Source organism: Halarcobacter sp. (assembly GCF_963676935.1).
GTDB lineage: Bacteria > Campylobacterota > Campylobacteria > Campylobacterales > Arcobacteraceae > Halarcobacter.
In genome coordinates this window covers 1627586-1653015 of record NZ_OY781470.1, presented here as the reverse complement: position 1 = coordinate 1653015, position 25430 = coordinate 1627586, and the positions used below count along the sequence as shown (strand labels likewise).

The window sequence follows — 25430 nt, the reverse complement described above, 5'->3', positions numbered from 1 at the left end:
ATGCCAAGCTATATAATAAGAAGACTTCTTCTTATAATCCCAACACTTCTAGGGATTATGACTATTAACTTTTTTATTGTACAAACAAGTCCAGGAGGACCTGTTGAAAAAATGATTTTACAATTAAATGGTGAAAGTGATGGCACTTTAGAAAGAATCACAGGAAGTGACCAAACAGACTTAATGAGTTCCTCAAGTATAGAACAAGAGACTTCATCTTCATACAAAGGCTCAAATGGTCTTGACCCAGAACTGATAAAAGATATAGAAAAATTATATGGTTTTGATAAACCAATACTTGAAAGATATTTTCTAATGTTAAAAAACTATATTACTTTTGATTTTGGTGATAGTTTTTTTAGAAATGCAACAGTATTTGAGTTGATTAAAGAAAAACTGCCCGTATCAATCTCTCTTGGTATTTGGTCCACTTTAATCATATATCTTATCTCAATACCTTTAGGTATAAAAAAAGCACTAAAACATGGAAGTAAATTTGATATATATTCTTCCACAATAGTTGTTGTAGCTACTGCGATTCCAGGGTTTTTATTTGCCATTTTACTTGTAATACTTTTTGCAGGTGGAAACTATTTTGATTGGTTTCCACTACGAGGGCTAGTAAGTGATAATTTTGATACCTTACCTTGGTATAAACAAATAATAGATTATTTTTGGCATTTAACCCTTCCTTTAACAGCTTTAGTTATTGGTGGATTTGCAACTCTTACAATGTTGACTAAAAACTCTTTTTTAGATGAGATATCAAAACAATATGTAATAACAGCAAAAGCAAAAGGTTTGGAAGAAAACAAAGTTTTATATAATCATGTTTTTAGAAATGCTATGTTGATTATAATTTCAGGTTTTCCTGCTGCTTTTATCAGTATGTTTTTTACAGGTTCACTTTTAATAGAAGTGATATTTTCTTTGGATGGAATAGGGCTTTTAGGTTTTGAAGCTACTTTATATAGGGATTATCCAATAATGTTTGCAACATTATATATCTTTACTCTAATGGGACTTTTCATCTCATTAATTTCTGATTTAGTTTATACTTGGGTTGACCCAAGAATAAATTTTGATAAGGTTTAAGATGCAAACAGTTATCGAAAAAAGAATTAATGTGTTTAAAGAGAATAAAAGAGGATATTACTCTTTATGGATATTTCTATTTTTATTTGTAATTACGCTATTTTCAGAATTTATTGCAAATGATAAGCCTTTGGTTGTTGTATATAAAAACTCTATTTATGCACCTATATTTAATAGCTATTCTGAAAGAACTTTTGGTGGGGATTTTGAAAGTGAAGCTGATTATAAAGATGAGTATGTACAAGAACTAATCAATGAAAATGGATATATAGTTTGGCCTTTGGTTAGATACTCATTTGATACTATAAAAACAGACTCCAAAGAAGCTTTTCCTAGTGCACCAAGTAGTGAAAATATCTTAGGAACAGATGACCAAGGAAGAGATGTATTTGCAAGAATAATGTATGGCTTTAGAATTTCAGTTTTATTTGGACTAGCATTAACAATATTTTCATCTATAATTGGAGTATTTGTTGGAGCTGTTCAAGGGTATTATGGTGGTAAAATAGATCTTCTTGGGCAAAGATTCATAGAGATTTGGGGAGGTTTGCCAACTCTTTATTTGCTAATTATTTTAGCAAACTATATCCAACCCACTTTTTGGTGGCTATTGGGGCTTTTATTACTATTCTCATGGACTTCTCTAGTAGGAGTAGTAAGAGCAGAATTTCTAAGGTCAAGAAATTTTGAATATGTAAAGGCAGCACGTGCTTTAGGACAAAGTGATAAAAATATCATGTTTAAACATATTTTGCCAAATGCTTTAGTTGCAACAGTAACTTTTATGCCTTTTATCTTAAGTGGAAGTATCACTACCTTGACTTCTTTAGATTTTTTAGGTTTTGGATTACCTGCAGGAAGTCCAAGTTTAGGAGAACTATTAGCCCAAGGAAAAGCAAATATGCACGCACCATGGCTTGGAATTACAGCATTTGTGGTTTTATCCTTGCTTTTAACTTTACTTGTGTTTATAGGGGAAGCTTTTAGAGATGCGATGGATCCAAAAATTGCACAGAAGTAGTTTTATAATAAATATCTAAATCTATTATAAAGTTAAGGAACAATTTATTTTCTTAAATATATAATATTGATATTCATTATTATAAAGGAATTAGATGAAAAGAAAATTCCTTTCCCACCAATTCTAGGGATAAATGTTGATTTAAAACAATTATTTGTAAGACTAGAGTATGAAATTGTTGATTTTGTTGAGAGTAGAAGATGGTTTTTGAAATTTATAATTATATACAATTATAGTGGTGATAAAATTGAAGTAAAAAAGGGAAATTAATCATGTTTAGTAATATAAAACTATTTTTTATTTTATCTATTTGCATCTCTTTTTTTATGGGATTTTTTTTTGATAAGATTTATTTTAAAGATACAGAAAAAGCTATTGAAAATATTTCAATGAATAAGATTGAAAATAAAAAAAATGAAGATTCTAAAAATACTTATTTAATGGAAAAAGAGATTGTAAAAAGCATTGAGCTTCCTACTTTTATAAAAAATGATATAGAAAAATTTCATATAACTACTAATGATTTCACACAAAAAGATTGGGAAAAGTTTTTGTATTTATATTCAAAAAAGTATTTAAAAGAAGAAATTAATAAAAATTTTTTTAGAAATACACCTTTTCATGTAATTGCAACGGGTTTTTATAATTTTAACGACATTAAAAAAATGCTTGAAGAGGGTTTTGATATAAATCAAAAAAATTCTAAAGGAGAAAGCCCTTTAATGTTGGCTTTTAAAAGTAATAATATTCTTGTTATTAAAGAATTTATAAAAATGGGAGCAATACCTGATGAAAATTGTTTACTTTATGCTTTAAAAAATAGTAATAAATATACAAAAAAAGCTTCTATAAATATTTTAAAACAATATGGAATACAGTTGGATAATGTAAAGTTTTTTGATGTAGCAAATAGCATAGAAAATAAAGAATATTTACATGAGTTAATAGAAAATATAGATGTTAATACACAAGTAAAAGAAAATAGTTATATTAGTCTTTTTGAAGATATGTTATTACAAAATCATGACAATAAAACAATAAGTAAGTTTTTGAATAATGGTGTTAAATTCGAAAAAAAAGATGGTTTTAACTCTTTACATGCCTTAGTAACGAATAATAATATATCTAATGAAAATATTCAAAAAATTATTGATATGGGTGAAAATGTAAATGAGGTTTTTTATAACGGAACAGGTAATACTCCATTACTAAGGGCAATGGCATTTGCAAATGTTGTTGATATAAATAAAATAGATACCTTACTTAAAAATGGTGCTGATATGAATGTTGTTAATAAAAAAGGCAATGGAGTTTATGAGTATCTAGATAGAGTAAAAGATGAAGATAAAAAAAATAAAATAATTGAAATACTTAATAAATATAAATAAAGGATAAAAAATGGAGAATAAAGATAAACAAAAAAATAAAATGCAAAGTTTTTTAGCAAAATATAAAAAGGAAAAATAATGAGTACACAATATAAAGAAAAAAATAATCTTAATGATTTTAGGCAAGCTGTAAATATGGTATTTTTTATAATTATTTATATTGATTTAATAATTTTAAATCTCTTTGGTTATGAAAGAGGAAGTGACTTTTATCTTTTTTATTATTTTCCTGCTACAGCATTAATAACAAGTTTTTCTATTTATTTAATAGAAGAAAAGTATAAAAAATCATTTATTATTTTTTATTTAAGTGAAGCTTTTAAAATAACTCACATAAAATATAAAGTTTTATCTTTTATTATATTATTAGTTATACCTATAGGTTGTATCTATTTTTTATCAAATTATTAATACAACGATTTTGTTTGTATTTTAGTTATGAATATTTTAAAAGGATAAAAATGAAAAACAATATATTAAATTTATTAAAGGAATATGATGGAAAATAAAGATAAACAAAAAGAATCACCATTGATTGTTTTTATTGGAGTATTAAGTGTATTTAATGCAATTTTTGCAGTAATAAATGTACTTAAATAAAATCATGAATGATATAGTTTACAAATGTAAAATTTTTAAAAGTCAAAGGTTTTGTTTAAAATGAAACAAAGTTTATTTGGCTTAATTGGCATTTCTTTATTTTTCTTTGGCTTATTATCTGGAAAGGTCTTTTTTAAGCCAGAGATAATAGTCAAAGATGAGAATAGAAACCTTGTACAAGAAAATAAGATTCTAGAAAAATCTATTTCTAATGAAGAAAAAGATTTAGCTATTAAAATAGTTGACAATAATAAAGTTAATTTACCAATTTTTATCAAAAATACTATTAAAAGTTATGGTATTGATTCAGAAAATCTTAGTGAAGAAGATTGGAATAATTTTCTTTTACAACTAAAAAAAGACAATTTAAATACTCTTTTAGATGAAGATGTTAATGGCTTAAATTTATTACATATTGCAGTAAAAAGTGGTTCTATGACAATGACTAAGAAACTCCTTGATTTAGGCTATGATGTAAATGTAAAAGATAAGTATGGGAATACTCCTTTGATATATGCTTCTAAAGATTCTAATAATTTAAATCTAATAAAAGAACTTATAAATAATGGAGCAGATATATTTACAAACTATTATAACAAGAGTCCTGATGTATTAACAAATGCATTAAGATCTGGAAAATGGAATACTGAACTTGTCTCTTATTTGAAAGAACAAGGTTTAGAATTTAAGAAAAAACACTTGAATGAATTAACTTATGATTATAATAAAGAGTATTTATATGAACATTTACAAACTATAGGAATTAATCCCCAAGTAAGTGAAGGTAGAAGTTATTTTGAACAATTATTAAAAAATAATACAAGCAATGATGTTATTGAATATATGTTGGATAATAATTTAGATTTAGAAAATGATTCTAAAGGGTATAATGCTTTACATTCTGCAACAATGAATCAAAATATTACTATAGAAAACCTTCAAAGAATTATTAATGCAGGAGTTGATATAAATGCAGTTGCAAGTGAAAAATCACAACAAACTCCAATTATGTATGCTGTATTTAGAGCAAATATAAAAAAAATCAAGCTTTATCTTGAAAATGGTGCAGATACTTCAAAAATAGATTGGTTAGGTAAAAATGTTTATGATTATTTGGAACGTTCAAAATTTTACAAAAGCGATGAAGAAAAGATTGAAGTAAAAAAAATGTTGGATAAATATGGAAAATAAAAATAAAAATAGTTTAGCTAGTTTAGTAAGATCATTTTTAATTTTATTTATACTTGTTTGTTGGTCTTTTACTTTTAAGTCAATTTTAGATTCTTATATAGAAAATTTGTATCAATTCAACTTTTTTATATTATTAATACTAGGAACTATATTTTTTTATATTTTTGAGTCTAAAGATTATAAGAACTTAAAGATTATATATTATCTTGAAAAATTGTATCTTTATATTATGAAAAGAAAAATAATATTTATATTAGCTTTTCCTTTACCTAGTTATATTTTTTCACTTATAAGTTTTTTAAGTGATTAGAATCTTAGGCTTCGAATTACAGCATTTGTAGTGTTGTCTTTGCTTTTAACATTACTTGTGTTTATAGGGGAAGCTTTTAGAGATGCGATGGATCCAAAAATTGCACAGAAGTAGTTTTATAATAAATATTTAAATTCATTATAATATTAAGGAATAATTTATTTTACTGGATATATAATATTGATATTCATTATTATAAATTAAAAATATGGAAAATTTTTCTTACAGATATAGATATTGGAATAATAAAAATATTAAAAAAACTTTAATACTTTTTCTTTTAATGATAAAGCTTATGCAGAAGATTATACTCCAGTGATGATAGATGCAATTATAAAAAGTGATCCTTCAGGAGCATTTTATATTTGTACAGAAAAAAATTAAAGGGCATTAAATATGAGAGAAAAAATATTATTAGTTATTTCAATTATTGGAATGATTCTTATGTACTATATCGGTTTAAATTATAGTAAAAATAATGACAAAAATGTGATAGAAAAAGAATCTATACAAACAAATACTTATAATGGGGAAATTAAAAATGAAATTATAAGTATTATTCCCAATTATATAGCAGAAGATTTAGAAAAATATGGTTTTGAGTCAACTAGTTTTGATAAAAATAATTGGGAAAAATTTAAAAATATTTTAAAAAAAGAAAATATTAAAAGTGAATATGAAAAAAATAATATACTTTTTGGATCAGCATTAAAAGGTAATGTTGACATAGACAAAATAAGAGAGCTTATAAAATTAGGATATGATATAAATAGAACAAATGAGAGGGGAGAGACATATTTACAACTATTAGTAAAAAATCTAAAAAATATTGAAAATGTGTATTTAATTGATGAATTAATTAAATTAGGTGCAAATATCAATGTAACTTCAGATATAGATGTTTTAATGAATGGATTTAATGGTAAAATGGATATTCTTAATTATGCGCTAGCTAATAAAAATGCAGATGTTAGGAATAAAGTTTTAGATATCCTTTCAGAAAATGGTATGAGCGTAAGAAATAATCCTTCTAAATATATTCAAGCAGTGTTTATAAATGAAAAATTTAAAAAACAAATTATAGAAAATATAGATATGAGTACAAAAATAACTAAAGATGAAAATAGTTTTGAATATTTGTTTACAAAACTTAATTCAGATGAAATATCAGAAATTTTAAAAAATGATTCTAATATCGATTATTCTTATGAAGGTACAAATTTATTACATAAAATAGCACAAAGTGATCAAGTATCTAAAAAAAATATTAAAAGTATTTTAGAATTAAATTTAAATGTAAATGCAAATTCTGATTTTTTAGACTTGGGAATGACCCCTCTACAAGCCAATATTTTTAAGGGAGATTATGAAACTATAGAATTACTTTTAAAAAAAGGTGCAAATCCTTATATACAGGATTATAAAGGTAATAATTCATTTTCATATGCAGAAAAAATAGTTAAAGAGAAAGAAAATATAATCAAAATTTTAGAAAAATATAAAAATAATTTTAAAGAGATAAATTGATTGCTTACCTTTTTTATGTGTTTATCTATACGATAATATTTATTGTTTTATTTTATTTGGGTAATGACATAGAATTAGAATATAAATTAATTATCTTTACAGGGTTTATATGTGTAGTTACTATGAAATATTTTTCAAAGTTTAAATATAAAAAGAATCCAAGAACATTATTTGAAAAGATAAATAATAAATCATACTTATTTGAAAAAAAATATAAAAAATATATAAATTTTATTTGGCTTATTTTTTATGTATTATTGTTTAATTTAGTTTATGGATATTTCAAATCAAATTACTTTTAGATGATATGACTTATAAGAAGATGATGTGCTAATTTATATATTTAGATAGGAGATAAAAAATGGATGAATTTTTTAGTATGATAGGCTTATTGTTTTTAGTATTGTTTATTTGGTTTTTTTGGATAAATAAAGAAAGGTCTGAAAAAATAGCTAAAGCTATCAACCGATGGTTGGACTCAATTGCTAGAAATAAAGAATACTCAAAAATAGATGAGCTTGAAAAAAGAATAGAATTATTAGAAAAAAAATTTGATGATAACAAGAGAGATTAAATATGAGCAAAATATTAGATATAAAAAACCTAGATATATTTATAAAATCAAAAGAGGAAAAGACTATTGTACAAGGGATGCAATTACAGATAAATCAAGCTCAAACTGTAGCATTGGTTGGTGAGAGTGGTAGTGGTAAATCAATGACTGCATACTCAATTTTACAACTACTTCCTAAAGAATCAAATTTTAAAATAAATGGAAATATTTATTTTGAAGATAAAAATATTTTAGAATATTCAAAAAAAGAGCTTCTAAGTCTTAGAGGAAATCAAATCTCAATGATATTTCAAGAACCAATGAGTGCATTAAACCCTTTACATACAGTTTTTGTTCAAATTGCAGAGATAATCACAATACATAATCCAATTTCTAAAAAAGAATTAAAAGAAAAAGTATATGAGTTATTAGAAAAAGTTGAATTACAAAAATATGGAAACTTAGAAAAAATATCGAAATCTTATCCCCATGAGTTAAGTGGAGGACAAAGGCAAAGAGTTATGATAGCAATGGCTATTGCAAACAATCCAAAGCTTTTAATAGCTGATGAACCAACCACGGCTTTGGATTTAACTATACAATATCAGATTTTACAGCTACTAAAAAAACTTCAAAAAGAGTATAAAATGTCTATACTTTTGATAACTCATGATTTAGCAGTTGTTAAAGAGTATTCAGATTATATTTATGTAATAAATCAAGGGAAAATAGTTGAACAAAATACTACAGAAGAATTATTTGAAAATCCTCAAAATCAATATACAAAGCTTTTATTAAAAAATGATATCACTCCAAATAGCTTTGAATATAAAGATAAAAAAACAATTTTAGATATAAAAAATCTGAATGTAAAATTTCCAATTACAAAAGGGATATTTAAAAGAGTAGTTGATAACTTTATAGCGGTAAATAATGTGAGTTTTAATATATTTGAAGGGGAGTGTTTAGGTATTATTGGAGAAAGTGGAAGTGGTAAGTCCACACTTTCCCAAGCAATTCTAAAACTTGTTAATTCAGAAGGAAAAATTAGTTTTTTAGGAAATGATTTAACTAATCTTGATAAAAAATCCTTACAAAAGCTTAGAATAAATATGCAAATTGTATTTCAAGACCCTTTTAATAGTTTAAATCCAAGAATGAGTATCTTTTCAATAGTAAGTGAAGGTTTAGATATCCATACAAATCTTACAAAAGAAGAGAAAAAAAATGAAGTGGAAAAAATACTTGAAGTTGTAGGATTACCAAAAGATTCAATATATAGATATCCCCATGAATTTAGTGGAGGGCAGAGGCAAAGAATAGCAATAGCAAGAGCTTTAATACTTAAACCAAAGTTATTAATACTTGATGAACCAACATCAGCTTTAGATAGACAAATTCAATTTGCTTTATTAAAACTTTTAAAACAGATACAAAAAAAATATAATTTAACATATATTTTTATATCCCATGATTTAGAAGTTATACAAGCTATTTCAAATAGGGTTGCAGTTATGAAAGAGGGGATTATAGTTGAAAACAATTATACAAATGAAATTTTTTCAAGCCCTAAACATAAATATACAAAAGAGCTTATAGAGGCATCTTAAAAATTATAAATAAAAAACTTTAAGGATTTAAAATGTATTTTTGGAATATTAATTCATTGAAAAATGATATAAGAGATAATGGCTTTAATGATAGATTTGTTTTTCCATATATTTTGGTATATGTAATAATTACTACATTCTCAATTGAGATATTAAGATATACAGGAGTTGAAGAGGGTTCAATATATGAGTATTTTTATACTGCTTTAGTACTTATATTAAGTATTTTAGGGACTATATATATTTATAAAAAGAATGGAATGGAAAATGGAAATAATTTTGCAAATAAATTTTTTACAATAGGTTTGGTTGTTCTTATTAGAACTTCTATTTATTTTATTTTATTTTCTATTTTTATTGGATTTATTTTAATTGCTTTTTTTTCTGATGATATATTAGAAGAAAGTTTAGGTTTTATAGAGCTTCTGTATATAATATTTTATTATTATATATTAGGAAATCATATTTTAGATATAAAAGATGTATAAAGAAAAACAAAAACTATAAGGATGTTTTCTGTTATTTTCATAATAATAGAAAACACTTTACGATAAAATATCCAATTAATTAAATAGATTGGATAAAGATGTTAAAAGAGTATGAATATATTATAGTTGGAGCTGGTATTGCTGGGTGTAGTACAGCCTATTTTTTGTCTAAATACAGTGATTCTATATTACTTATTGATAGAAACTGTGATTTAGCTCAAGGTGCTAGTGGTGCTGCTGGTGCTTTTCTCTCTCCACTTTTAGGTAAGCCAAATAAGTTTAAAGATTTAGTAACTGAGGCAATTAAATTTTCTACAAAGTTTTATTTAGAAAATACACCCAAAGATATTACTAATTGTGGAGTTGTTAGAATTCCTAAAAATCAAGAAGATGAAGATAAGTTCCAATCTTATAAACCTTATATGGATTTTGAGTATGAGCAAATGGAGGGTGGATATTATTTTGATATAGGTTCACAAGTAAACTCTTACAATATTTGTAAAGTTTTGGCAAAAGATGTTGAAAAGCTTTTTAAATATGAAGTAACAAATATTGAAAAAAAAGATGATTCTTGGATAGTAAACAATGAATTTAAAGCAAAAAATCTAATCTTAACTACAGGTGCAGATATTTCATTGATTGATGAAGACTATTTTAACATAAGAGCTGTTTGGGGACAAAAAATAGATATTTATACTTCAACTAAAACTACAAAAAATTATCATAAAGAGTGTTCTTTATCCCATTCAACTTATATAGATGAAAAAAATATAAACTTAACTTCCATTGGAGCAACACACCATAGAATAGATGAAGATTTAAAAATCTGTAATCATTGCCTTAATTCTTTTAAAAATGAGAGTTCTTATAGTAAACAAAGAGCCAAAGAGGATTGTGAAAAATTAATTTCTCTTGCAAATGATATAAAAGTATTAGAAGATGTGGAAGTTTGTGATATAAAAATTGGACCTAGAGCTTCTAGTTTAGATTATTTTCCTATGATTGGACAGTTAATAGATTCAAAAACTACAATTGAAAAATATCCACATTTGGTAAATGGATCCCATGTAAAAGATGAAATGTTAATAAACTTTGATAATTTATATGTATTAAATGGAGTAGGGGGAAGAGGTTATGTTTTATCTCCTTACTTAGCAAAAAACTTAGTTGAAAATATTATAAATAATAGTGAAATTAAAGCAGAAATAAAAGTCCATAGAATGTTTAAAAGGTGGGTGAAAAAATCTAAAATAACTAAATAATATATAGTTTTTATTATTTATTTATATTAAAGTTTTTATTAATAAAAAGTTAACTTTTATAAGATAGAATAGATTCAAATTTAAATAGAGGATAATTATGGCAAACTTATTAAAAATAGTTTTTTTAGGTCTAGTTGGATTTGGTTTATTAGTTTATTTTACAGCTGAGAAGCCTAAACAAGTGGTAGCAAATGATAATGTATTAAATATTATTAAATATGATTCTTTACCTGCAAAATTTGAATTAGTAGGAAAAGATAACGAAATAAAAAAAGAATCATTATTTGAAAAAAATAAAAAATATTTAATCATAGTAGGAAATCATGACTCATTAGCAGTGGTAAAAGATTTACCAAAATTATATAAAATAGAAACTCCTTATATAATGGTTGCGAATATTTCTGCAGCTCCTTGGTTTGTAAAAAAGATGTTTATTCCAGGAAAACTTGAGGAGTTAAATGAGGGTACAAATATTCCAATGATATTTGATATGGATGGAAGTATGGTTAATGCTTTAAAAGTTACAGACAATTCAAAGACAAAATTCTTTGCATATATTTTAACTGAAGTTGGTACTATCTCTAAAATATATGAAGGAACTGTCAAAGAGGGTGCTTTAGATGGTACAATGAACAAAGAAGAGATAAAAAATACTTTAAAACCATTATACGAACTTTTACAAAAACAGTAGAATTTTAAATTCTACTGTTACTTTGATTAAAAAATATACACAAAATTATTATATCGATAGCAATTATCAAATATCTTTAAGAGTACTTTGTTATAATTATTTTTTTAAGGATTTAAGATGAGTAAAAATGATATTAGACTAAAAGAAGATTTATCTAAACTATTAATTTATAGTATTGATGATGATGCAAAATTTGAATACTTATTATTAAATGGTGCAAATATAAATTACCAAACAAATAATGGTTGGTCTGCAATGTTTCAAGCCATTGTATCAAAAGAGAACAAAAGATTAAAAAATATTATAGAATTAGGTGCAGATGTAAACCAACGAGACAAAAGTACAAAAAATGGTCTTTTTTGGGCAATTTATTCAGGAAATATTACTGCTTTTAATCTTTTATTAACAAAAGGAATAAGTCTAAATGTTTTTTTTAAAGATAAACTTCATGCCTTGCACTACAGTGTGTATAAAGGAAGACTTGATTTTGTAAAATCTTTAATTAAAAAAAGATCAATTGATATAAATTTGTGTGATCATCTTGAAGCAAATCCTTTTCTTTATGCAGTGTTATATAAACATAAAAACTTAATAGAATTTTTTTCAAAAAATAAAGCAGATAAGTACAAACAAGATGTATTTGGGAATAGTGCTTACTCATTATCAAAAGAATATGGGATAAAAATTTAAATAGGACAAAATTTGTCTTAAATAAAAAATTAACATATATCTCTTATTTTTCATTAAAGAAAAAGGAGTAAGATTATTTTGTAATTTGAATTTACGAAAGGATTAAATATGAAACATGAATTAATGAAACTACCTTATGAGATGGATGCTTTAGAACCATATATGTCGAAAGAGACTTTAGAATTCCACTATGGAAAACATCATCAAACATATGTAACAAAATTGAATGGATTAATTGAGGGTACAAAATATGAAGATTCTTCTTTAGAAGATATTATAAAAAATTCAGAGGGTGGTATATTTAATAATTCTGCACAAGTTTTTAACCACGATTTCTTCTGGCATGGATTAACTCCTGGGGGTTCAATAATTCCACAAGAAGTTGAAACTGCATTAACTGAAGCATTTGGTTCTGTAGAAAAATTTAAAGAAGATTTTACAAATACAGCAGTAAACCATTTTGGTTCAGGTTGGGCTTGGTTAGTTAAAGATATTACAGGTAAATTAGAAATTGTAGCAACTGCTAATGCTGCTACTCCTATAACTGAAGGTTTAACTCCATTACTTACATGTGATGTGTGGGAACATGCATATTATATTGATACTAGAAATGCAAGACCAAAATATTTAGAAAACTTTTGGAATCTTGTAAACTGGGATTTTGTAGCTAAAAATTTAGCTAAATAATAAAAAGAGGTTTTCCTCTTTTTATTCATTTAACCAAGAATAAGCTTCGTTTTCATCCTCAAAACTTTTTATCTCTCCTGACATAAACCAAGAACTAATTTTTGCACCTATTTTAATCCATTCTTTACTTTTCAAAATAGCGATTTTTTCAAATTCATTACCATGTTGTAAACCTAATTTTAAATCATCCCATGCTGCTTGTAATTCCCAGCCTTCTAATTGGCTACAGTCTATTAAAGCTTTTATTTTAGGTTCTTTTACACCATTAAGCGTAGAGTTAATTATAGGAATTATTGTTTCATAATCTTCGTGAGTTAATGTACCTATGGCTTTTAAAGTAAGATAAAATTTATCTTCAATTCTTTCTATTCCAATAGATAATCCATGTTTTTTAAGTTTCATGATAATCTCCTTAAGTATATTTTATATTTTTATTTTAATACTATATAACTTAAGGAGAATAATTTAAAAGTGATAAATAGTTATTTTAGAAAAACCTTTCTTCTAAAACATCAACTAATGATTTTACTGAATCTATTGAATTAGCAAATTGTTTTGTTTGATTTTCATCAAGTTTTAGTTCCATAATTTTTTCTACACCTTTATTTCCTAACATCACAGGAACTCCAGCAACAATGTTTTCATATCCATACTCTCCATCTAACATCACTGCACAAGGGTATATTTTCTTTTTGTTATCTAAAATAGCTTCAACCATAAGTGAAGTTGCATGAGCTGGTGCATAATATGCAGAACCTGTTTCAAGAAGTTTTACTATTTGTAGACCACCGTTTTTAGTTTTTTCAACAATCTCATTTATCTCTTCTTCCTCTAAAATTTCAGTTATTGCAACTCCTGCAACAGTTGAATGTTTAGGAAGGGGAACCATATCATCACCATGTCCACCCATAACTGATGATTCTATTTGTCCTGCACCAAAACCTACTTTCTCCAATATAAAGTGACTCATTCTTGCACTATCTAAGATTCCTGCCATCCCAACAATTTGCTCTTTTTTAAATCCTGAAGTTTTAATTGCAGTATAAACCATAGCATCTAATGGATTTGAAACAATAATTACAATTGCATTTGGTGCATAGTTTTTTATATCTTCGATTACACTTTTCATAATTTTTGCATTTGTTAAAAGTAAATCATCTCTACTCATTCCAGGCTTTCTTGGAATGCCAGCAGTTATCACAACAACATCACAATCTTTTAAGTCTTCTCCAGATTTTGCTGGATGTACAACTGTATGTGATTTTGCTGCATTTGCAGATTGTGAAATATCTAAAGCCATAGCTTCAACAATGTTTTCTCTAATATCTTTTAATACTATAGAAGAACATATGCCTTTGTGAGCTAATGTATAAGCAAGTGTGGAACCCACATTTCCTACACCTATAATTCCTACTTTTTTATTAATCAAAATATAGCCTTTATTTTTAATATATTTTAATTATATCAAAAAAAATTTAGTAAAATTAAAATAATTGTATATTTTTTATAAAAAAAAAGGTAAGGTGTTACCCTTACCTTTTTAAATTTTTATTTATCAATTATGCAATAATTGAATTTAATGTTGCTGATGGTCTCATAGCTGCAGTTGCTTTTGATTCATCTGGTAAATAATAACCACCGATATCAGAAGGGTTACCATGATTTGCCACTAATTCATTAACAATTTTATCTTCATTCTCAGCCATTGCATTTGCAATTGGTTCAAATTCAGCTTTTAAATCAGCATCATCATTTTGTGCCGCTAATTCTTGTGCCCAATACATTGCTAAATAAAAATGTGAACCTCTATTATCAATAGAACCTAATTTTCTAGCTGGAGATTTGTCATTTTCTAAGAATGTTCCAGTAGCTTTATCTAAAGTTGTAGCTAAAACTTGTGCTTTAGTGTTATTTTGAGTATTTGCTAAGTGTTCAAATGAAGCTGCTAATGCCATAAATTCACCTAATGAATCCCATCTTAAATACGATTCTTCAATAAATTGTTGTACATGTTTAGGAGCAGATCCTCCTGCACCAGTTTCAAATAATCCTCCACCTTGCATTAATGGAACAATTGAAAGCATTTTAGCTGAAGTTCCAAGCTCTAAAATTGGGAAAAGGTCAGTGTTATAATCTCTTAATACATTACCAGTTACAGAGATAGTATCTAATCCTTTTCTCATTCTTTCTAAAGATTTTTTAGTTGCATCTAATGGCGTCATAATTGAGATATCTAATCCTGTTGTATCATGATCTTTTAAATATGTGTTAACTTTTTTAATAAGTTCAGCATCGTGTGCTCTATTTTCATCTAACCAGAAGATTGCTGGTGTATCAGAAAGTCTAGCTCTTGTAACTGCTAGTTTAACCCAGTCTTTAATAGGAGCATCTTTTGCTTGGCACATTCTAAAAATATCACCTTTATCAGCGTCTAAAGTAAATACAGTTTCTCCTGCTTTGTTTGTAACAACAAATTTACCATCAGTTTCTGCTTGGAAAGTTTTATCATGAGAACCATACTCTTCGGCTTTTTTAGCCATTAAACCAACATTTGGAACAGTACCCATAGTTGTTGGATCTAATGCACCATTTTCTTTACAATCTTCAATAACAGCTTGGTAAGTAGTAGCATAACATCTATCTGGAATCATCGCTAAAGTATCTTCTTCTTTATCTTCCGCATTCCACATTTTACCACCACCTTTAATCATAGCTGGCATAGATGCATCAATAATAACATCAGATGGTACATGTAAGTTTGTAATCCCTTTAGCAGAATTTACCATTGCAAGTCTTGGTTGTTTTTCATAAATTGCAGCAATATCTGCTTCAATTTCTGCTTTTTTGTCTGTATCTATAGAATCTAATTTAGAGTATAAATCACCTAGACCATTGTTGAAGTTTACATCTAATTCATCAAATAACGCACCATGTTTTTCAATTAATTCTTTGAAGAATACTTTTACGGCAAATCCAAACATAATTGGATCTGATACTTTCATCATAGTAGCTTTAAGGTGTAATGATAATAATACATCTTTTTGTTTAGCTTCATCAATTGATTTTTGATAAAACTCTTGTAAAGCTTTTGCAGACATTTTCGTTGCATCAATAACTTCACCAGCTTCTAAAGGTAAAGATTCTTTTAACACTTTTTCTTCACCATTAGAAGATACAAATTTAATTTGGAAGTCATCTTCTGCTACTAAAGTTGTAGAAACTTCTGAACCATAGAAATCATCTGCATCCATATGTGCAACTTCAGTTTTTGAATCTTTAACCCAAGCTCCCATTCTATGTGGATTTTTCTTAGCATAGTTTTTAACTGCTCCTGGAGCTCTTCTATCTGAGTTTCCTTCTCTTAAAACTGGGTTAACAGCAGATCCTAAGATTTTTGCATATCTAGCACTAATCTCTTCTGATTCATCATAATTTGGTACATTAAAACCTTTTGATTGTAATTCAGCAATTGCAGCTTTTAATTGTGGAATTGAAGCTGAAATATTTGGTAACTTAACAATGTTACAATTTGGATCTTGTGTCATCTCTCCAAGTTCTGCTAATGCATCACCAATTTTTTGATCTTCTTTTAGATTCTCTGGGAAGTTTGCTAAAATTCTTCCTGCAAGTGAGATATCTTTTGTTACCATTTCAATACCAGAGCTTTTTGTAAATGCTCTAATGATAGGTAGAAAAGAATATGTTGCTAATGCTGGTGCTTCATCAACTTTTGTATAAATGATTTTTGACATGTCTGTTCCTAAGTATTAAATTTTGAATAGTGATATAATAGCAGTATTTGAGTTTATGCTTATTGAATTTTTTATAATAATTAGTTACAAAAAGATTACTGTTTCAATATTTCACATTAAATTATTGTACATTATTCCATAAATCTTTAATTGAGCTAGGTTTTTGCTTAGAAACATCCGTATTCATAATCTTTTTTGCTTGTTTATCTATTTTTGTCACTTTTTCTTTAACTTTAGTGTAACTTTTCTTAACACCTCTATTTGCATTTATATTGTTTACATGTTTAGCATATGAGTTAGAAAATTTGTGAAGTCCTGTTTTATTGTCTTTTACAAAATATAGATAATCACTTTTTACCGGGAAAATAGCTGCTTTTATTGCATTTAAACTTACAGCACAAATAGGGCTTGTTGGTAAACCTTTGTTTTTATAAGTATTGTATGAAGTGGTATCCTCTTTAATTCTTCTTGCAGTTACTCTTACATGGGAGTATTTTCCATAGTTTAGAGTTCCATCCATTTGCAACGCCATGCCCTTTCTTAATCTATTATATATAACGCTAGAGACTAAAGGCATCTCATCTTCATTTGCTGCTTCTTTTTGGATTATTGAGGCAATGGTTAGATAAAAGTACCATTTCTTTTTATCATAATATCCAAATATTTTTCTTGAAAATTCTTCATATTGTTTATTTGTATGGGAAAATAAATAAAACAAAAGATGATCCTCTTTCATTCCATAAGGTAATGAATATGTTTCTGCTAAAATGTTTCCGTCTTCTTTATATGCATGTTCATAATAGATTTTTTGAAGTTTTTTTAATGATAAATTAAATTTTTTGGCTAATTGTTCTAAAAATATATAAGAAGTTTCACCTGGGATTAAAGTGATTGTTTTTAGAGCTGCTTTAGATTTTGTAATTTTATAAAGAAAATCCCCTTTAGTCATATATTGAGTTTTTAAATCTATCCAACCATTTTGAGGGTAGCCAAAACTTCGTACAACAAGTTTATCTAGTGTATTAGTTTCATAACCATTTTTATTTAAATGAGTTATAATACTATTAGTACTACCCTTAGGGATATATATTACTTTTGTTGAACTTACTGGAATATTTAAATAAAAAAGTACTGCAATCGTTGCAATAAGGAATAATTCGATTATGTTAAAAACTGTTAAAGTTATAAGTTTATTTTTTTTAATTTTTTTCATTCTATTAGGATTTTCACTCTTTTCTGGTATTAAAATTGATTCATTTACATTAGGAAACTTTTCAGTTTCGAAATTCTATTTAAAATTGGATAAAAAACTCATTTTAGAGACTCAAAATGTAAAAATAAATTTACAAAAAAACAGTGATAGAAGCTCATTTAAAGATACTTTAAATTTAATTTCAAATCTTAATTATGTATTGAATATATTTGAAAGAATTAGTGTGAAAAATTTATATATTGGAGATAATAAAGTAACAGTTTTTTTAGACAAAAATCAATTATATGTAGATAATAAGTATGTTAACATCTCATCTGAAATAAAAATGGATAATAATTTTATTGATTTAAATATTAATTCTATCTATTTTAAGGATAATACCTTAACTTTATTTGGGAATATTAAAATTGATTTGGAAAAAAATGTAGCAAGTTTTTTTGGAAAATATATTTATAAATATGTTGAGGGAGATATTAATACAAAATTATCAAATGATATATTTGATTTTTATTTAAGTGCTGAGAAACAAATTGATTCTTTGATTTTTTTAAAAGACTTTTTTAGACTTGATAAAGTTGCTGAAGCTTGGATGTATGATAATGTTGAGGGAAAAATCAAATTAAACTATTTACTTGGTAAAATTGATTTAAAAAATAAAAAACCTATAATTGATTCTATAAAAGGACAAGCTGTAATTGATAATGCAAAAATTAGGTTTCACAAAAATGCAAAGACTGTGAATACTCCTAAATTAGTAGTTAATTATGAAAATAATACTCTTTCATTTGATTTAGAAAAACCTATGTATGATAAAAGTAAATTATATGGAAGTAGGGTATATATTACAGATTTGACAAGTTTGAAAAAAGGTGTTGTACATGTTGATTTGAAATCTGATTCAATACTAAATAAAGATATTTTAGAGATACTAAATGCTTATAAAATCTCCTTACCTGTTAAACAATTTAGTGGTGAATTAAGCTCAAAATTATTATTGGAAATACCTTATTTAGCTTCAAGAAAAATGCATGCCTTTGGTGAGTTTAAAGCACAAAATGCAATTTTTAGATTAGGTTCATTTGAATTTTATGCAAATAAAGCGGATGTAACTTTAAAAGATACTATTGTGACAATTAACAAAGCTCATGTAAAACATAAAGATATATTAGATGCAAATTTAAATTTAACTATTGACACAAAAAATAAAACGGCAACAGGAAAGACAAATATTAATAGTTTTGAAATAAAAAAAGATAATGATAATATAATTTCTTTAAAAGATTTTGATACTGACATAAATATTGATTTTAATGAAAAGACAATTTTAAATATTGCTAAACTAAATACTCAATTACTTATTAATGAAGATAATGTGGAGATAAATATACCAGAATTACAAAAAGTTTACTTATATTCTGATTTATTAAAAAATATAAAAGTAAAAGAGGGTAAATTAAAAATAAATATTATTGATGAAAATAATATAAATTTTGATATTGATGCAAAAAATTTAGATTTTCCTTTCAAAAAAAATGCACAACTAATAAAAGATTTAAATGCAACTGGTGTAATAAAAAATGGTTCTACTTTTATTAAAACTGCAGATAGTGATATTAATATTATATTGAAAAAGAATAAGTCTCCATTAATCAAATTAAATAATATTGATTTAGTTTTATCAGATAATGAGGTCAACTCTTCAACTTCATATCCTGATATAGATATAGAATTGAAAAACTCAACTATTATTTTAGATCAGGAACATAAATATGATACTTCATGGATAAATTTAAATATTAAAGACTCAAACATTAAATTTAAAGGTGAAGCTTTAAATTTAGACTTTCCAATCTCAAAAAATGGGGAAAAGGTCACAAGTTTAGAAGTAAATGGAGAGTTTAAAGATAAACAATTAAAACTTGAAACAACTGATAAAAAAATATCTTTAAATTATAATTTGGAAAATGAAAAAATTAACATGAATGTTGTAGATTATGATGTTATTTATAATACTAATGAAGATTCTAAAACTGATAATTCAATCTCATATGATATAAAAGGGGTTGATTCAAATATTATAATAAATAAAGAACATATTGCAAAAGCAAATTCTTATAATTTTAAATTCCAAAAAGATAGCACAGAAATAGAATTAAAATATAATCTTACCTCTTTTTATTACAAAAAAGATATTGATGGTAATATAAATTTTGATGCTCAAAATATGAATGATTCTTTTTTAAATTCATTACTTGGAAAAAATTTAATAAAAGATGGAAATGTTAATTTAACTGCAAGTGGGAAGGATGATAAAGTTATTGGATATGCAAATCTAAATGAAACAAAAATTATTGATTTAGCTATTTTAAATAATTTAATTATTTTAATAAATACGTCACCTGCAATAATTAATCCTTTTTTAGCAATACCATCTGTCGTAGGTATGGCTACAAATGGTGGATTTAATTTAAATGGTTATAGAATAATAGAGGGTAGAGTTGATTTTTCATATGATTTTAAAAATAAATATTTAAATATGAATCATATAGAAACAAAAGGTAATGGTATTGATTTTGATGGTAATATGACTATAGATTTCCAAACTTCAAATGTTGATGCAATATTAAAACTTATATTTTTTAAAGATTATTCTAAATTAGTAGGTTATATTCCGGTAGTAAACTATGTACTTTTAGGAGATGAAAAGAGAGTTGATACAGAGGTTATAATATCAGGCACTTTAGATGAACCAGAATACAAAACCAATTTAATAAATGAGGGAGTAACTGCTCCAGTTAATTTTATAAAAAGACTTATTACAACGCCAATAGATTTATTAAAATCTATTGGAAGTGATAAAGATAAAGAAAAGTAGTTATTCGTTTCTTAGTACATCTATTACATCTATATTAGTTGCTTTTTTTGCAGGATAATATGATGAAAGGAAAACAATAACTATAGCACCAATAACAATTGATATAAAATCAATTGTTGATAAATCTAAAGGTAGTTTTGATGTGCCATAAACATCAGCAGGTAAAGATATTATATTAAAAGTATCCAATAACCACATCCCAGTAAAACCAAGTACAATACCACTTATAATCCCTGAAAATCCAATAATAGTCCCAAGTTTTAGGAAAATATATTTTATCTCTTTTGTTGTGGCACCCATAGATAAAAGTAGGGCAATCTCTTTTCTTCTACTCATAACAGTCATTAGAAGTGAAGAGATGATATTTAAAGATGCAACTAAAATAATAAGCATTAATACTATAAATAAAGCTCTTTTTTCCATCTCCATAGCTGCAAAGAAGTTACCATTTTGTTGCCACCAACCAACAATTCCTACACCATAAGGTAATAAATATTCATCTAGTTTTTTAATATCTTTCATTGCATTTTTTGAGTAAACATGTATCCCATCAAAACTATCTTTATCTTTACGCAATATAGTTTGTAAAGCTTCTATAGAGGTATAAACGTATGCTTTATCATAAGCATGTAAGCCAGATTCAAAAGAGTTTTTAAAAGTAAATCTTTTCATTTTTGGAAGCATTGATAAACCAGTAGGATTTAAAGATGTAAAATACAAAGTGACTTTATCACCTTGTTGTACATAAAGGTTTTCTTCAATACCTTTACCTATTATAATGTCATATTTATTTAGGTTTTGATTTTCAGCTGCTTTTTTATAGATAGAATTTATTTTTGATTCATCTTCTGGATTTACACCAAAGATAATCCCACCATTCATATTCTCACCACTTTGTAAAATAACTTGAGAACTTAAATAAGCTGAAAATTGCAAATTTGGAAATTCTTTTTGTAAATCTTGAAGTAGTTTTTTATTAATACTTTTTTGAAACTTTGGATAGATTGATAAAGGATAATTCATTGTAAAGAGTTTACTCTCAAACTCTTTTGCAGTACCATTCATAATAGCCATTGATATAATTAATACCATTACACCAATAGCTACACCAAGAAATGCCAAAATGGCACTTATTGATATAAAAGGATTTTTTTTGTCAAATTTTAAGTATTTTTTGACAATAAAGTTTACTAATTTTTTATTCAAATTAGTTTCCTGCTGCTAAACCTCTTTTAGGTCCACTTTTCCCACAACATTGTTTATATTTTTTCCCAGAACCACAAGGGCAAGGTTCATTTCTAGCAATTTTTTTATCACTTTGAGCTACTCTTTCTTGTTCAAAATTTGTAACTAAATTTTCAGTTGCCTCTTCCATTTTTTCTTTCATTCTTTCTAAGGCTTCTTGTTCTCTTTGAGCATCCTCTTTACTTTGAAGTTGAACTGTAAATAAAACTTTTATAATTTCAAGTTTTATTGTGCTTACAAGTTCTACAAACATATTGTATGATTCTTTTTTATATTCAACTAATGGATCTTTTTGGTTATAACCTCTTAGTCCAATACCTGTTTTTAATGTATCCATTGCATATAAATGTTCTCTCCAAGCATTGTCAAGAATTTGTAAATATAATACTCTTTCAATTTCACTTTTTTGCTCAGGTGCAGCAATACTCATTTTTTCTTCATAAACTTCTTTAATAATTGAAACAAGTTTTTCTTCTAAATCATGGTAATTATCAGTTTTTATATCATCTAACTCTACAACTAGATTAAGTTCTTCTTTAAATTTTGCCATGATATATTCGTAATTATAATCTTCTGAAGGCATACCATCTATAATCTCAGCATCAGCAAGTAAATTTACAATATATTCATATCTGTGTTCATCAAGTTTTGACATAATGTCATATTCTGGATTTAATAAATCATTTCTAAAGTTATAGATAACTTTTCTTTGTTGGTTTGCAACATCATCATATTCAAGTAAGTGTTTTCTACTTTCAAAGTGCATTGATTCTACTTTTTTCTGAGCATTTTCTACTGCTCTTGTTACCATTTTAGATTCAATGTGTTCACCCTCTTCAATACCAATTCTCTCCATGATACCTTTTATCTTATCACTACCAAAGATTCTTAATAGGTTATCTTCTAATGATAAATAAAATTGAGATTCCCCAATATCTCCTTGTCTTCCTGATCTTCCTCTTAATTGGTTGTCAATTCTTCTTGACTCATGTCTTTCTGTACCAATAATTGCTAAACCACCAAGTTCAAGCGTTTCTTTAGTAAGTTTAATATCAACACCACGACCTGCCATATTTGTTGCAATTGTAACTGCACCTTTTTGTCCAGCATCTGAGATGATTTTTCCCTCTTTTTCATGTTGTTTTGCATTTAAAACTGTATGTGGGATTTTTAATTTTGTTAATAATTTGTTTAAATGTTCTGATTTTTCAATTGACGCAGTACCAACCAATACTGGTTGACCTTTCTCATGATATTCTTTGATTTTTTTACTTACAGCTTCAAATTTTTCTCTTTCACTTTTAAAAATTAGGTCATTTCTATCTATTCTTTGTACAGGTACATTTGTTGGAATAGAAACAACATCTAAATTATAAATCTCTGCAAATTCTGTTGCTTCTGTTTGTGCAGTACCAGTCATACCTGCAAGTTTATCATACATTCTAAAATAGTTTTGGAATGTGATATCTGCTAAAGTTTGAGATTCATCTTGAATAGTTACACCCTCTTTAGCTTCTAAAGCTTGGTGTAAACCTTCACTAAATCTTCTACCTTCACTAAGTCTTCCTGTAAACTCATCTACAATGATTACTTCGTTATCTTTTACAACATAGTCAACATCTTTTTCAAAGATATAGTTTGCTTTTAAAGCTTGGTCTAAATGGTGAGAAAGGATTGCATTTTCTAAAGAGTAAAGGTTATCAACTTCAAACATTTGTTCAGCTTTTTCAATACCTTTTTCTGTAATTAATACAGCTCTATTTTTTTCATCTACAGTGAAATCACCAGTTGAATAAGGTTTTTGATCAGCAGATTTAGGTTGAATTAATTCACCTTTTTCTAGTTTCATTGCTATTTCATTTGCTTTTGCGTAATTAACGCTTTTATGGTTTGTTGGTCCTGATATAATTAAAGGAGTTCTTGCTTCATCAATTAATATCGAGTCAACTTCATCTACGATTACAAAGAAATGTTCTCTTTGAACTTTTTCTGATAAATCATATCCCATATTATCTCTTAGATAATCAAAACCAAATTCATTGTTTGTTCCATAAGTTATATCAGCAGCATATTGTTCTCTTCTTAGTCCATCATCTCTAATTTCTCCAATAATAGCTCCAACAGTAAATCCAAGAAAATTATATAAAGGTTCTAATTCTGTTGCATCTCTTTTTGCAAGATAGTCATTTACTGTAACAACATGTACACCTTTTCCAGTCATAGCATTTAATACTACAGGAAGTGTAGCAACCAAAGTTTTACCTTCCCCTGTTTTCATCTCAGCTATTCTACCTTCATTTAGAACCATACCACCAATTAACTGAACATCATAATGTCTCATCTTTAAAACTCTTTTACTAGCTTCTCTAGTAATAGCAAAAGAGTCGAATAGTACATCATTTAATTGTTTTTCGCCATTTTGTACTTCATCTTTTAACTTACTAAACACATCTTGTAATTCTTCATCACTTAGTGATTCATAATTTTTTTCTAAAGCTGTTATTTGTTCAGCTTTCTTTCTATATTTTTTTACTTCTCTATCATTAGATGTACCAAAAACTTTTGAAAATATATTAACCATAAAACAAATTCCTTTTATACCAAATGACTCACTATTGATTTACTTTAATTTGGTATTAGTTATAATCGCAAGATTATATAAAAAATAAGGTTAAAGTATGTTTTATCGTATGTTTCTTTTTTGTGTACTATTTTTGATATCAGCCTCAGCTAGTATAGATTTTGAAAAAATAAAAACTTTTAAAGCTGATTTTGTACAAACGATTACTAACGAATCAGGTAAAGAAATCACTTACAAAGGAAAGATTTTTGTAAAAAATTCAGGAAAAGTTTTGTGGGAATATAGTGATCCAATAAAAAAAGATGTTTATATTATTGGACAAAGTGTAATTATTGATGAACCGGAATTAGAACAAGCTATTTTTACCTCTTTAGAGAAGAATATAGATATCTTACAACTTATTAAAGACGCAAAGAAGTTAAGAGAAAATCTTTATGAAGCACGATTATATGACAATATATACTATATTGAAATAATAGATAATAGTGTTAAACAAATATATTTTAAAGATGAATTATCAAATAAAGTTTTAATTGAGTTTAAAAACAATCAAGAAAACATTGATATAGATGATTCTATGTTTTTGTTTAATGCTCCAGAAGGTTATGATGTTATTGAAAAGTAATTTTTAGTTTACTTTGAATATAATAC

Annotated in this window: 22 protein-coding genes; 16 read left to right on the top strand and 6 right to left on the bottom strand. The window is 26.1% G+C overall.

Annotated features, from left to right (window positions below):
* From ACKU4C_RS08060 to ACKU4C_RS07995, 14 genes are all read left to right on the top strand, one after another.
* Entirely contained in the window at positions 1 to 1095 is a 1095-nt protein-coding gene (locus tag ACKU4C_RS08060) for a microcin C ABC transporter permease YejB (protein WP_321311227.1), read from the top strand.
* A gap of 1 nt (position 1096) precedes the next feature.
* Positions 1097 to 2116 (top strand): ABC transporter permease, encoded by a 1020-nt coding sequence (locus tag ACKU4C_RS08055; RefSeq protein ID WP_321311226.1) that lies wholly within the window; start codon positions 1097 to 1099, stop codon positions 2114 to 2116.
* A gap of 66 nt (positions 2117 to 2182) precedes the next feature.
* Complete coding sequence (locus tag ACKU4C_RS08050) at positions 2183 to 2386, top strand: hypothetical protein (RefSeq protein WP_321311224.1); 204 nt, start codon at positions 2183 to 2185, stop codon at positions 2384 to 2386.
* Positions 2387 to 2388: 2 nt separating this feature from the next.
* Positions 2389 to 3504 (top strand): hypothetical protein, encoded by a 1116-nt coding sequence (locus tag ACKU4C_RS08045; RefSeq protein WP_321311222.1) that lies wholly within the window; start codon positions 2389 to 2391, stop codon positions 3502 to 3504.
* A gap of 78 nt (positions 3505 to 3582) precedes the next feature.
* On the top strand, positions 3583 to 3915 hold the full coding sequence (locus ACKU4C_RS08040; RefSeq protein WP_321311220.1) for a hypothetical protein: 333 nt from the start codon (positions 3583 to 3585) through the stop codon (positions 3913 to 3915).
* Between the two features lie 249 nt (positions 3916 to 4164).
* Entirely contained in the window at positions 4165 to 5295 is a 1131-nt protein-coding gene (locus ACKU4C_RS08035; protein ID WP_321311218.1) for an ankyrin repeat domain-containing protein, read from the top strand.
* Between the two features lie 706 nt (positions 5296 to 6001).
* The gene (locus tag ACKU4C_RS08030) at positions 6002 to 7132 is read left to right on the top strand and encodes a hypothetical protein (RefSeq protein WP_321311216.1); all 1131 of its coding nucleotides are present in this window, start codon (positions 6002 to 6004) and stop codon (positions 7130 to 7132) included.
* A gap of 361 nt (positions 7133 to 7493) precedes the next feature.
* Positions 7494 to 7706: a hypothetical protein gene (locus ACKU4C_RS08025; protein ID WP_321311214.1), complete on the top strand. Its 213-nt coding sequence runs from the start codon at positions 7494 to 7496 to the stop codon at positions 7704 to 7706.
* A 2-nt stretch (positions 7707 to 7708) separates the two neighbouring features.
* The gene (locus tag ACKU4C_RS08020) at positions 7709 to 9295 is read left to right on the top strand and encodes a dipeptide ABC transporter ATP-binding protein (protein WP_321311213.1); all 1587 of its coding nucleotides are present in this window, start codon (positions 7709 to 7711) and stop codon (positions 9293 to 9295) included.
* A 32-nt stretch (positions 9296 to 9327) separates the two neighbouring features.
* Positions 9328 to 9783 carry a hypothetical protein gene (locus tag ACKU4C_RS08015; RefSeq protein ID WP_321311211.1) on the top strand — a complete coding sequence of 152 codons (456 nt, stop codon included), beginning with the start codon at positions 9328 to 9330 and terminating at the stop codon, positions 9781 to 9783.
* Positions 9784 to 9881: 98 nt separating this feature from the next.
* Positions 9882 to 11045, top strand: a complete 1164-nt coding sequence (locus tag ACKU4C_RS08010) for an FAD-dependent oxidoreductase (RefSeq protein ID WP_321311209.1) — start codon at positions 9882 to 9884, stop codon at positions 11043 to 11045.
* Between the two features lie 97 nt (positions 11046 to 11142).
* Positions 11143 to 11736, top strand: a complete 594-nt coding sequence (locus ACKU4C_RS08005) for a hypothetical protein (protein ID WP_321311207.1) — start codon at positions 11143 to 11145, stop codon at positions 11734 to 11736.
* A 117-nt stretch (positions 11737 to 11853) separates the two neighbouring features.
* The gene (locus tag ACKU4C_RS08000) at positions 11854 to 12426 is read left to right on the top strand and encodes an ankyrin repeat domain-containing protein (protein WP_321311205.1); all 573 of its coding nucleotides are present in this window, start codon (positions 11854 to 11856) and stop codon (positions 12424 to 12426) included.
* 108 nt (positions 12427 to 12534) lie between these two features.
* Positions 12535 to 13113, top strand: a complete 579-nt coding sequence (locus tag ACKU4C_RS07995; RefSeq protein ID WP_321311203.1) for a superoxide dismutase — start codon at positions 12535 to 12537, stop codon at positions 13111 to 13113.
* A 21-nt stretch (positions 13114 to 13134) separates the two neighbouring features.
* On the opposite strand, the gene ACKU4C_RS07990 is transcribed toward ACKU4C_RS07995, so the two are convergent.
* From ACKU4C_RS07990 to mltG, 4 genes are all read right to left on the bottom strand, one after another.
* A complete protein-coding gene (locus ACKU4C_RS07990) occupies positions 13135 to 13515 on the bottom strand; it encodes an STAS/SEC14 domain-containing protein (RefSeq protein WP_321311201.1) in 381 nt (126 codons plus the stop codon).
* Positions 13516 to 13600: 85 nt separating this feature from the next.
* The gene (gene mdh, locus ACKU4C_RS07985) at positions 13601 to 14542 is read right to left on the bottom strand and encodes a malate dehydrogenase (protein WP_321311199.1); all 942 of its coding nucleotides are present in this window, start codon (positions 14540 to 14542) and stop codon (positions 13601 to 13603) included.
* 130 nt (positions 14543 to 14672) lie between these two features.
* On the bottom strand, positions 14673 to 16865 hold the full coding sequence (locus tag ACKU4C_RS07980; protein ID WP_321311198.1) for an NADP-dependent isocitrate dehydrogenase: 2193 nt from the start codon (positions 16863 to 16865) through the stop codon (positions 14673 to 14675).
* A 121-nt stretch (positions 16866 to 16986) separates the two neighbouring features.
* Positions 16987 to 18078, bottom strand: coding sequence for an endolytic transglycosylase MltG (gene mltG / locus ACKU4C_RS07975; protein ID WP_321311196.1), 1092 nt, complete (start codon positions 18076 to 18078; stop codon positions 16987 to 16989).
* 223 nt (positions 18079 to 18301) lie between these two features.
* Between mltG and ACKU4C_RS07970 the strand changes: the two genes are divergently transcribed.
* The gene (locus tag ACKU4C_RS07970; protein ID WP_321311194.1) at positions 18302 to 20953 is read left to right on the top strand and encodes an AsmA-like C-terminal domain-containing protein; all 2652 of its coding nucleotides are present in this window, start codon (positions 18302 to 18304) and stop codon (positions 20951 to 20953) included.
* Here ACKU4C_RS07970 and ACKU4C_RS07965 read toward each other — a convergent pair whose 3' ends face one another.
* Positions 20954 to 22159: an ABC transporter permease gene (locus ACKU4C_RS07965; protein ID WP_321311193.1), complete on the bottom strand. Its 1206-nt coding sequence runs from the start codon at positions 22157 to 22159 to the stop codon at positions 20954 to 20956.
* Between the two features lies 1 nt (position 22160).
* Positions 22161 to 24779: a preprotein translocase subunit SecA gene (secA, locus tag ACKU4C_RS07960; RefSeq protein ID WP_321311192.1), complete on the bottom strand. Its 2619-nt coding sequence runs from the start codon at positions 24777 to 24779 to the stop codon at positions 22161 to 22163.
* Between the two features lie 97 nt (positions 24780 to 24876).
* On the opposite strand from secA, the gene lolA reads away from it, so the two are divergent.
* Entirely contained in the window at positions 24877 to 25404 is a 528-nt protein-coding gene (gene lolA, locus ACKU4C_RS07955; protein WP_321311189.1) for a LolA-like outer membrane lipoprotein chaperone, read from the top strand.
* Positions 25405 to 25430 lie beyond the last annotated feature (26 nt).

What these genes read in the sequence shown, in the direction of transcription:
- ACKU4C_RS08060 (WP_321311227.1), top strand. Translation starts at nt 1, where the DNA reads ATGCCAAGCTATATAATAAGAAGACTTCTTCTTATAATCCCAACACTT.
- ACKU4C_RS08055 (WP_321311226.1), top strand. Translation starts at nt 1,097, where the DNA reads ATGCAAACAGTTATCGAAAAAAGAATTAATGTGTTTAAAGAGAATAAA.
- ACKU4C_RS08045 (WP_321311222.1), top strand. Translation starts at nt 2,389, where the DNA reads ATGTTTAGTAATATAAAACTATTTTTTATTTTATCTATTTGCATCTCT.
- ACKU4C_RS08040 (WP_321311220.1), top strand. Translation starts at nt 3,583, where the DNA reads ATGAGTACACAATATAAAGAAAAAAATAATCTTAATGATTTTAGGCAA.
- ACKU4C_RS08035 (WP_321311218.1), top strand. Translation starts at nt 4,165, where the DNA reads ATGAAACAAAGTTTATTTGGCTTAATTGGCATTTCTTTATTTTTCTTT.
- ACKU4C_RS08030 (WP_321311216.1), top strand. Translation starts at nt 6,002, where the DNA reads ATGAGAGAAAAAATATTATTAGTTATTTCAATTATTGGAATGATTCTT.
- ACKU4C_RS08025 (WP_321311214.1), top strand. Translation starts at nt 7,494, where the DNA reads ATGGATGAATTTTTTAGTATGATAGGCTTATTGTTTTTAGTATTGTTT.
- ACKU4C_RS08020 (WP_321311213.1), top strand. Translation starts at nt 7,709, where the DNA reads ATGAGCAAAATATTAGATATAAAAAACCTAGATATATTTATAAAATCA.
- ACKU4C_RS08015 (WP_321311211.1), top strand. Translation starts at nt 9,328, where the DNA reads ATGTATTTTTGGAATATTAATTCATTGAAAAATGATATAAGAGATAAT.
- ACKU4C_RS08010 (WP_321311209.1), top strand. Translation starts at nt 9,882, where the DNA reads ATGTTAAAAGAGTATGAATATATTATAGTTGGAGCTGGTATTGCTGGG.
- ACKU4C_RS08005 (WP_321311207.1), top strand. Translation starts at nt 11,143, where the DNA reads ATGGCAAACTTATTAAAAATAGTTTTTTTAGGTCTAGTTGGATTTGGT.
- ACKU4C_RS08000 (WP_321311205.1), top strand. Translation starts at nt 11,854, where the DNA reads ATGAGTAAAAATGATATTAGACTAAAAGAAGATTTATCTAAACTATTA.
- ACKU4C_RS07995 (WP_321311203.1), top strand. Translation starts at nt 12,535, where the DNA reads ATGAAACATGAATTAATGAAACTACCTTATGAGATGGATGCTTTAGAA.
- ACKU4C_RS07990 (WP_321311201.1), bottom strand. Translation starts at nt 13,515, where the DNA reads ATGAAACTTAAAAAACATGGATTATCTATTGGAATAGAAAGAATTGAA.
- ACKU4C_RS07980 (WP_321311198.1), bottom strand. Translation starts at nt 16,865, where the DNA reads ATGTCAAAAATCATTTATACAAAAGTTGATGAAGCACCAGCATTAGCA.
- mltG (WP_321311196.1), bottom strand. Translation starts at nt 18,078, where the DNA reads ATGAAAAAAATTAAAAAAAATAAACTTATAACTTTAACAGTTTTTAAC.
- secA (WP_321311192.1), bottom strand. Translation starts at nt 24,779, where the DNA reads ATGGTTAATATATTTTCAAAAGTTTTTGGTACATCTAATGATAGAGAA.
- lolA (WP_321311189.1), top strand. Translation starts at nt 24,877, where the DNA reads ATGTTTTATCGTATGTTTCTTTTTTGTGTACTATTTTTGATATCAGCC.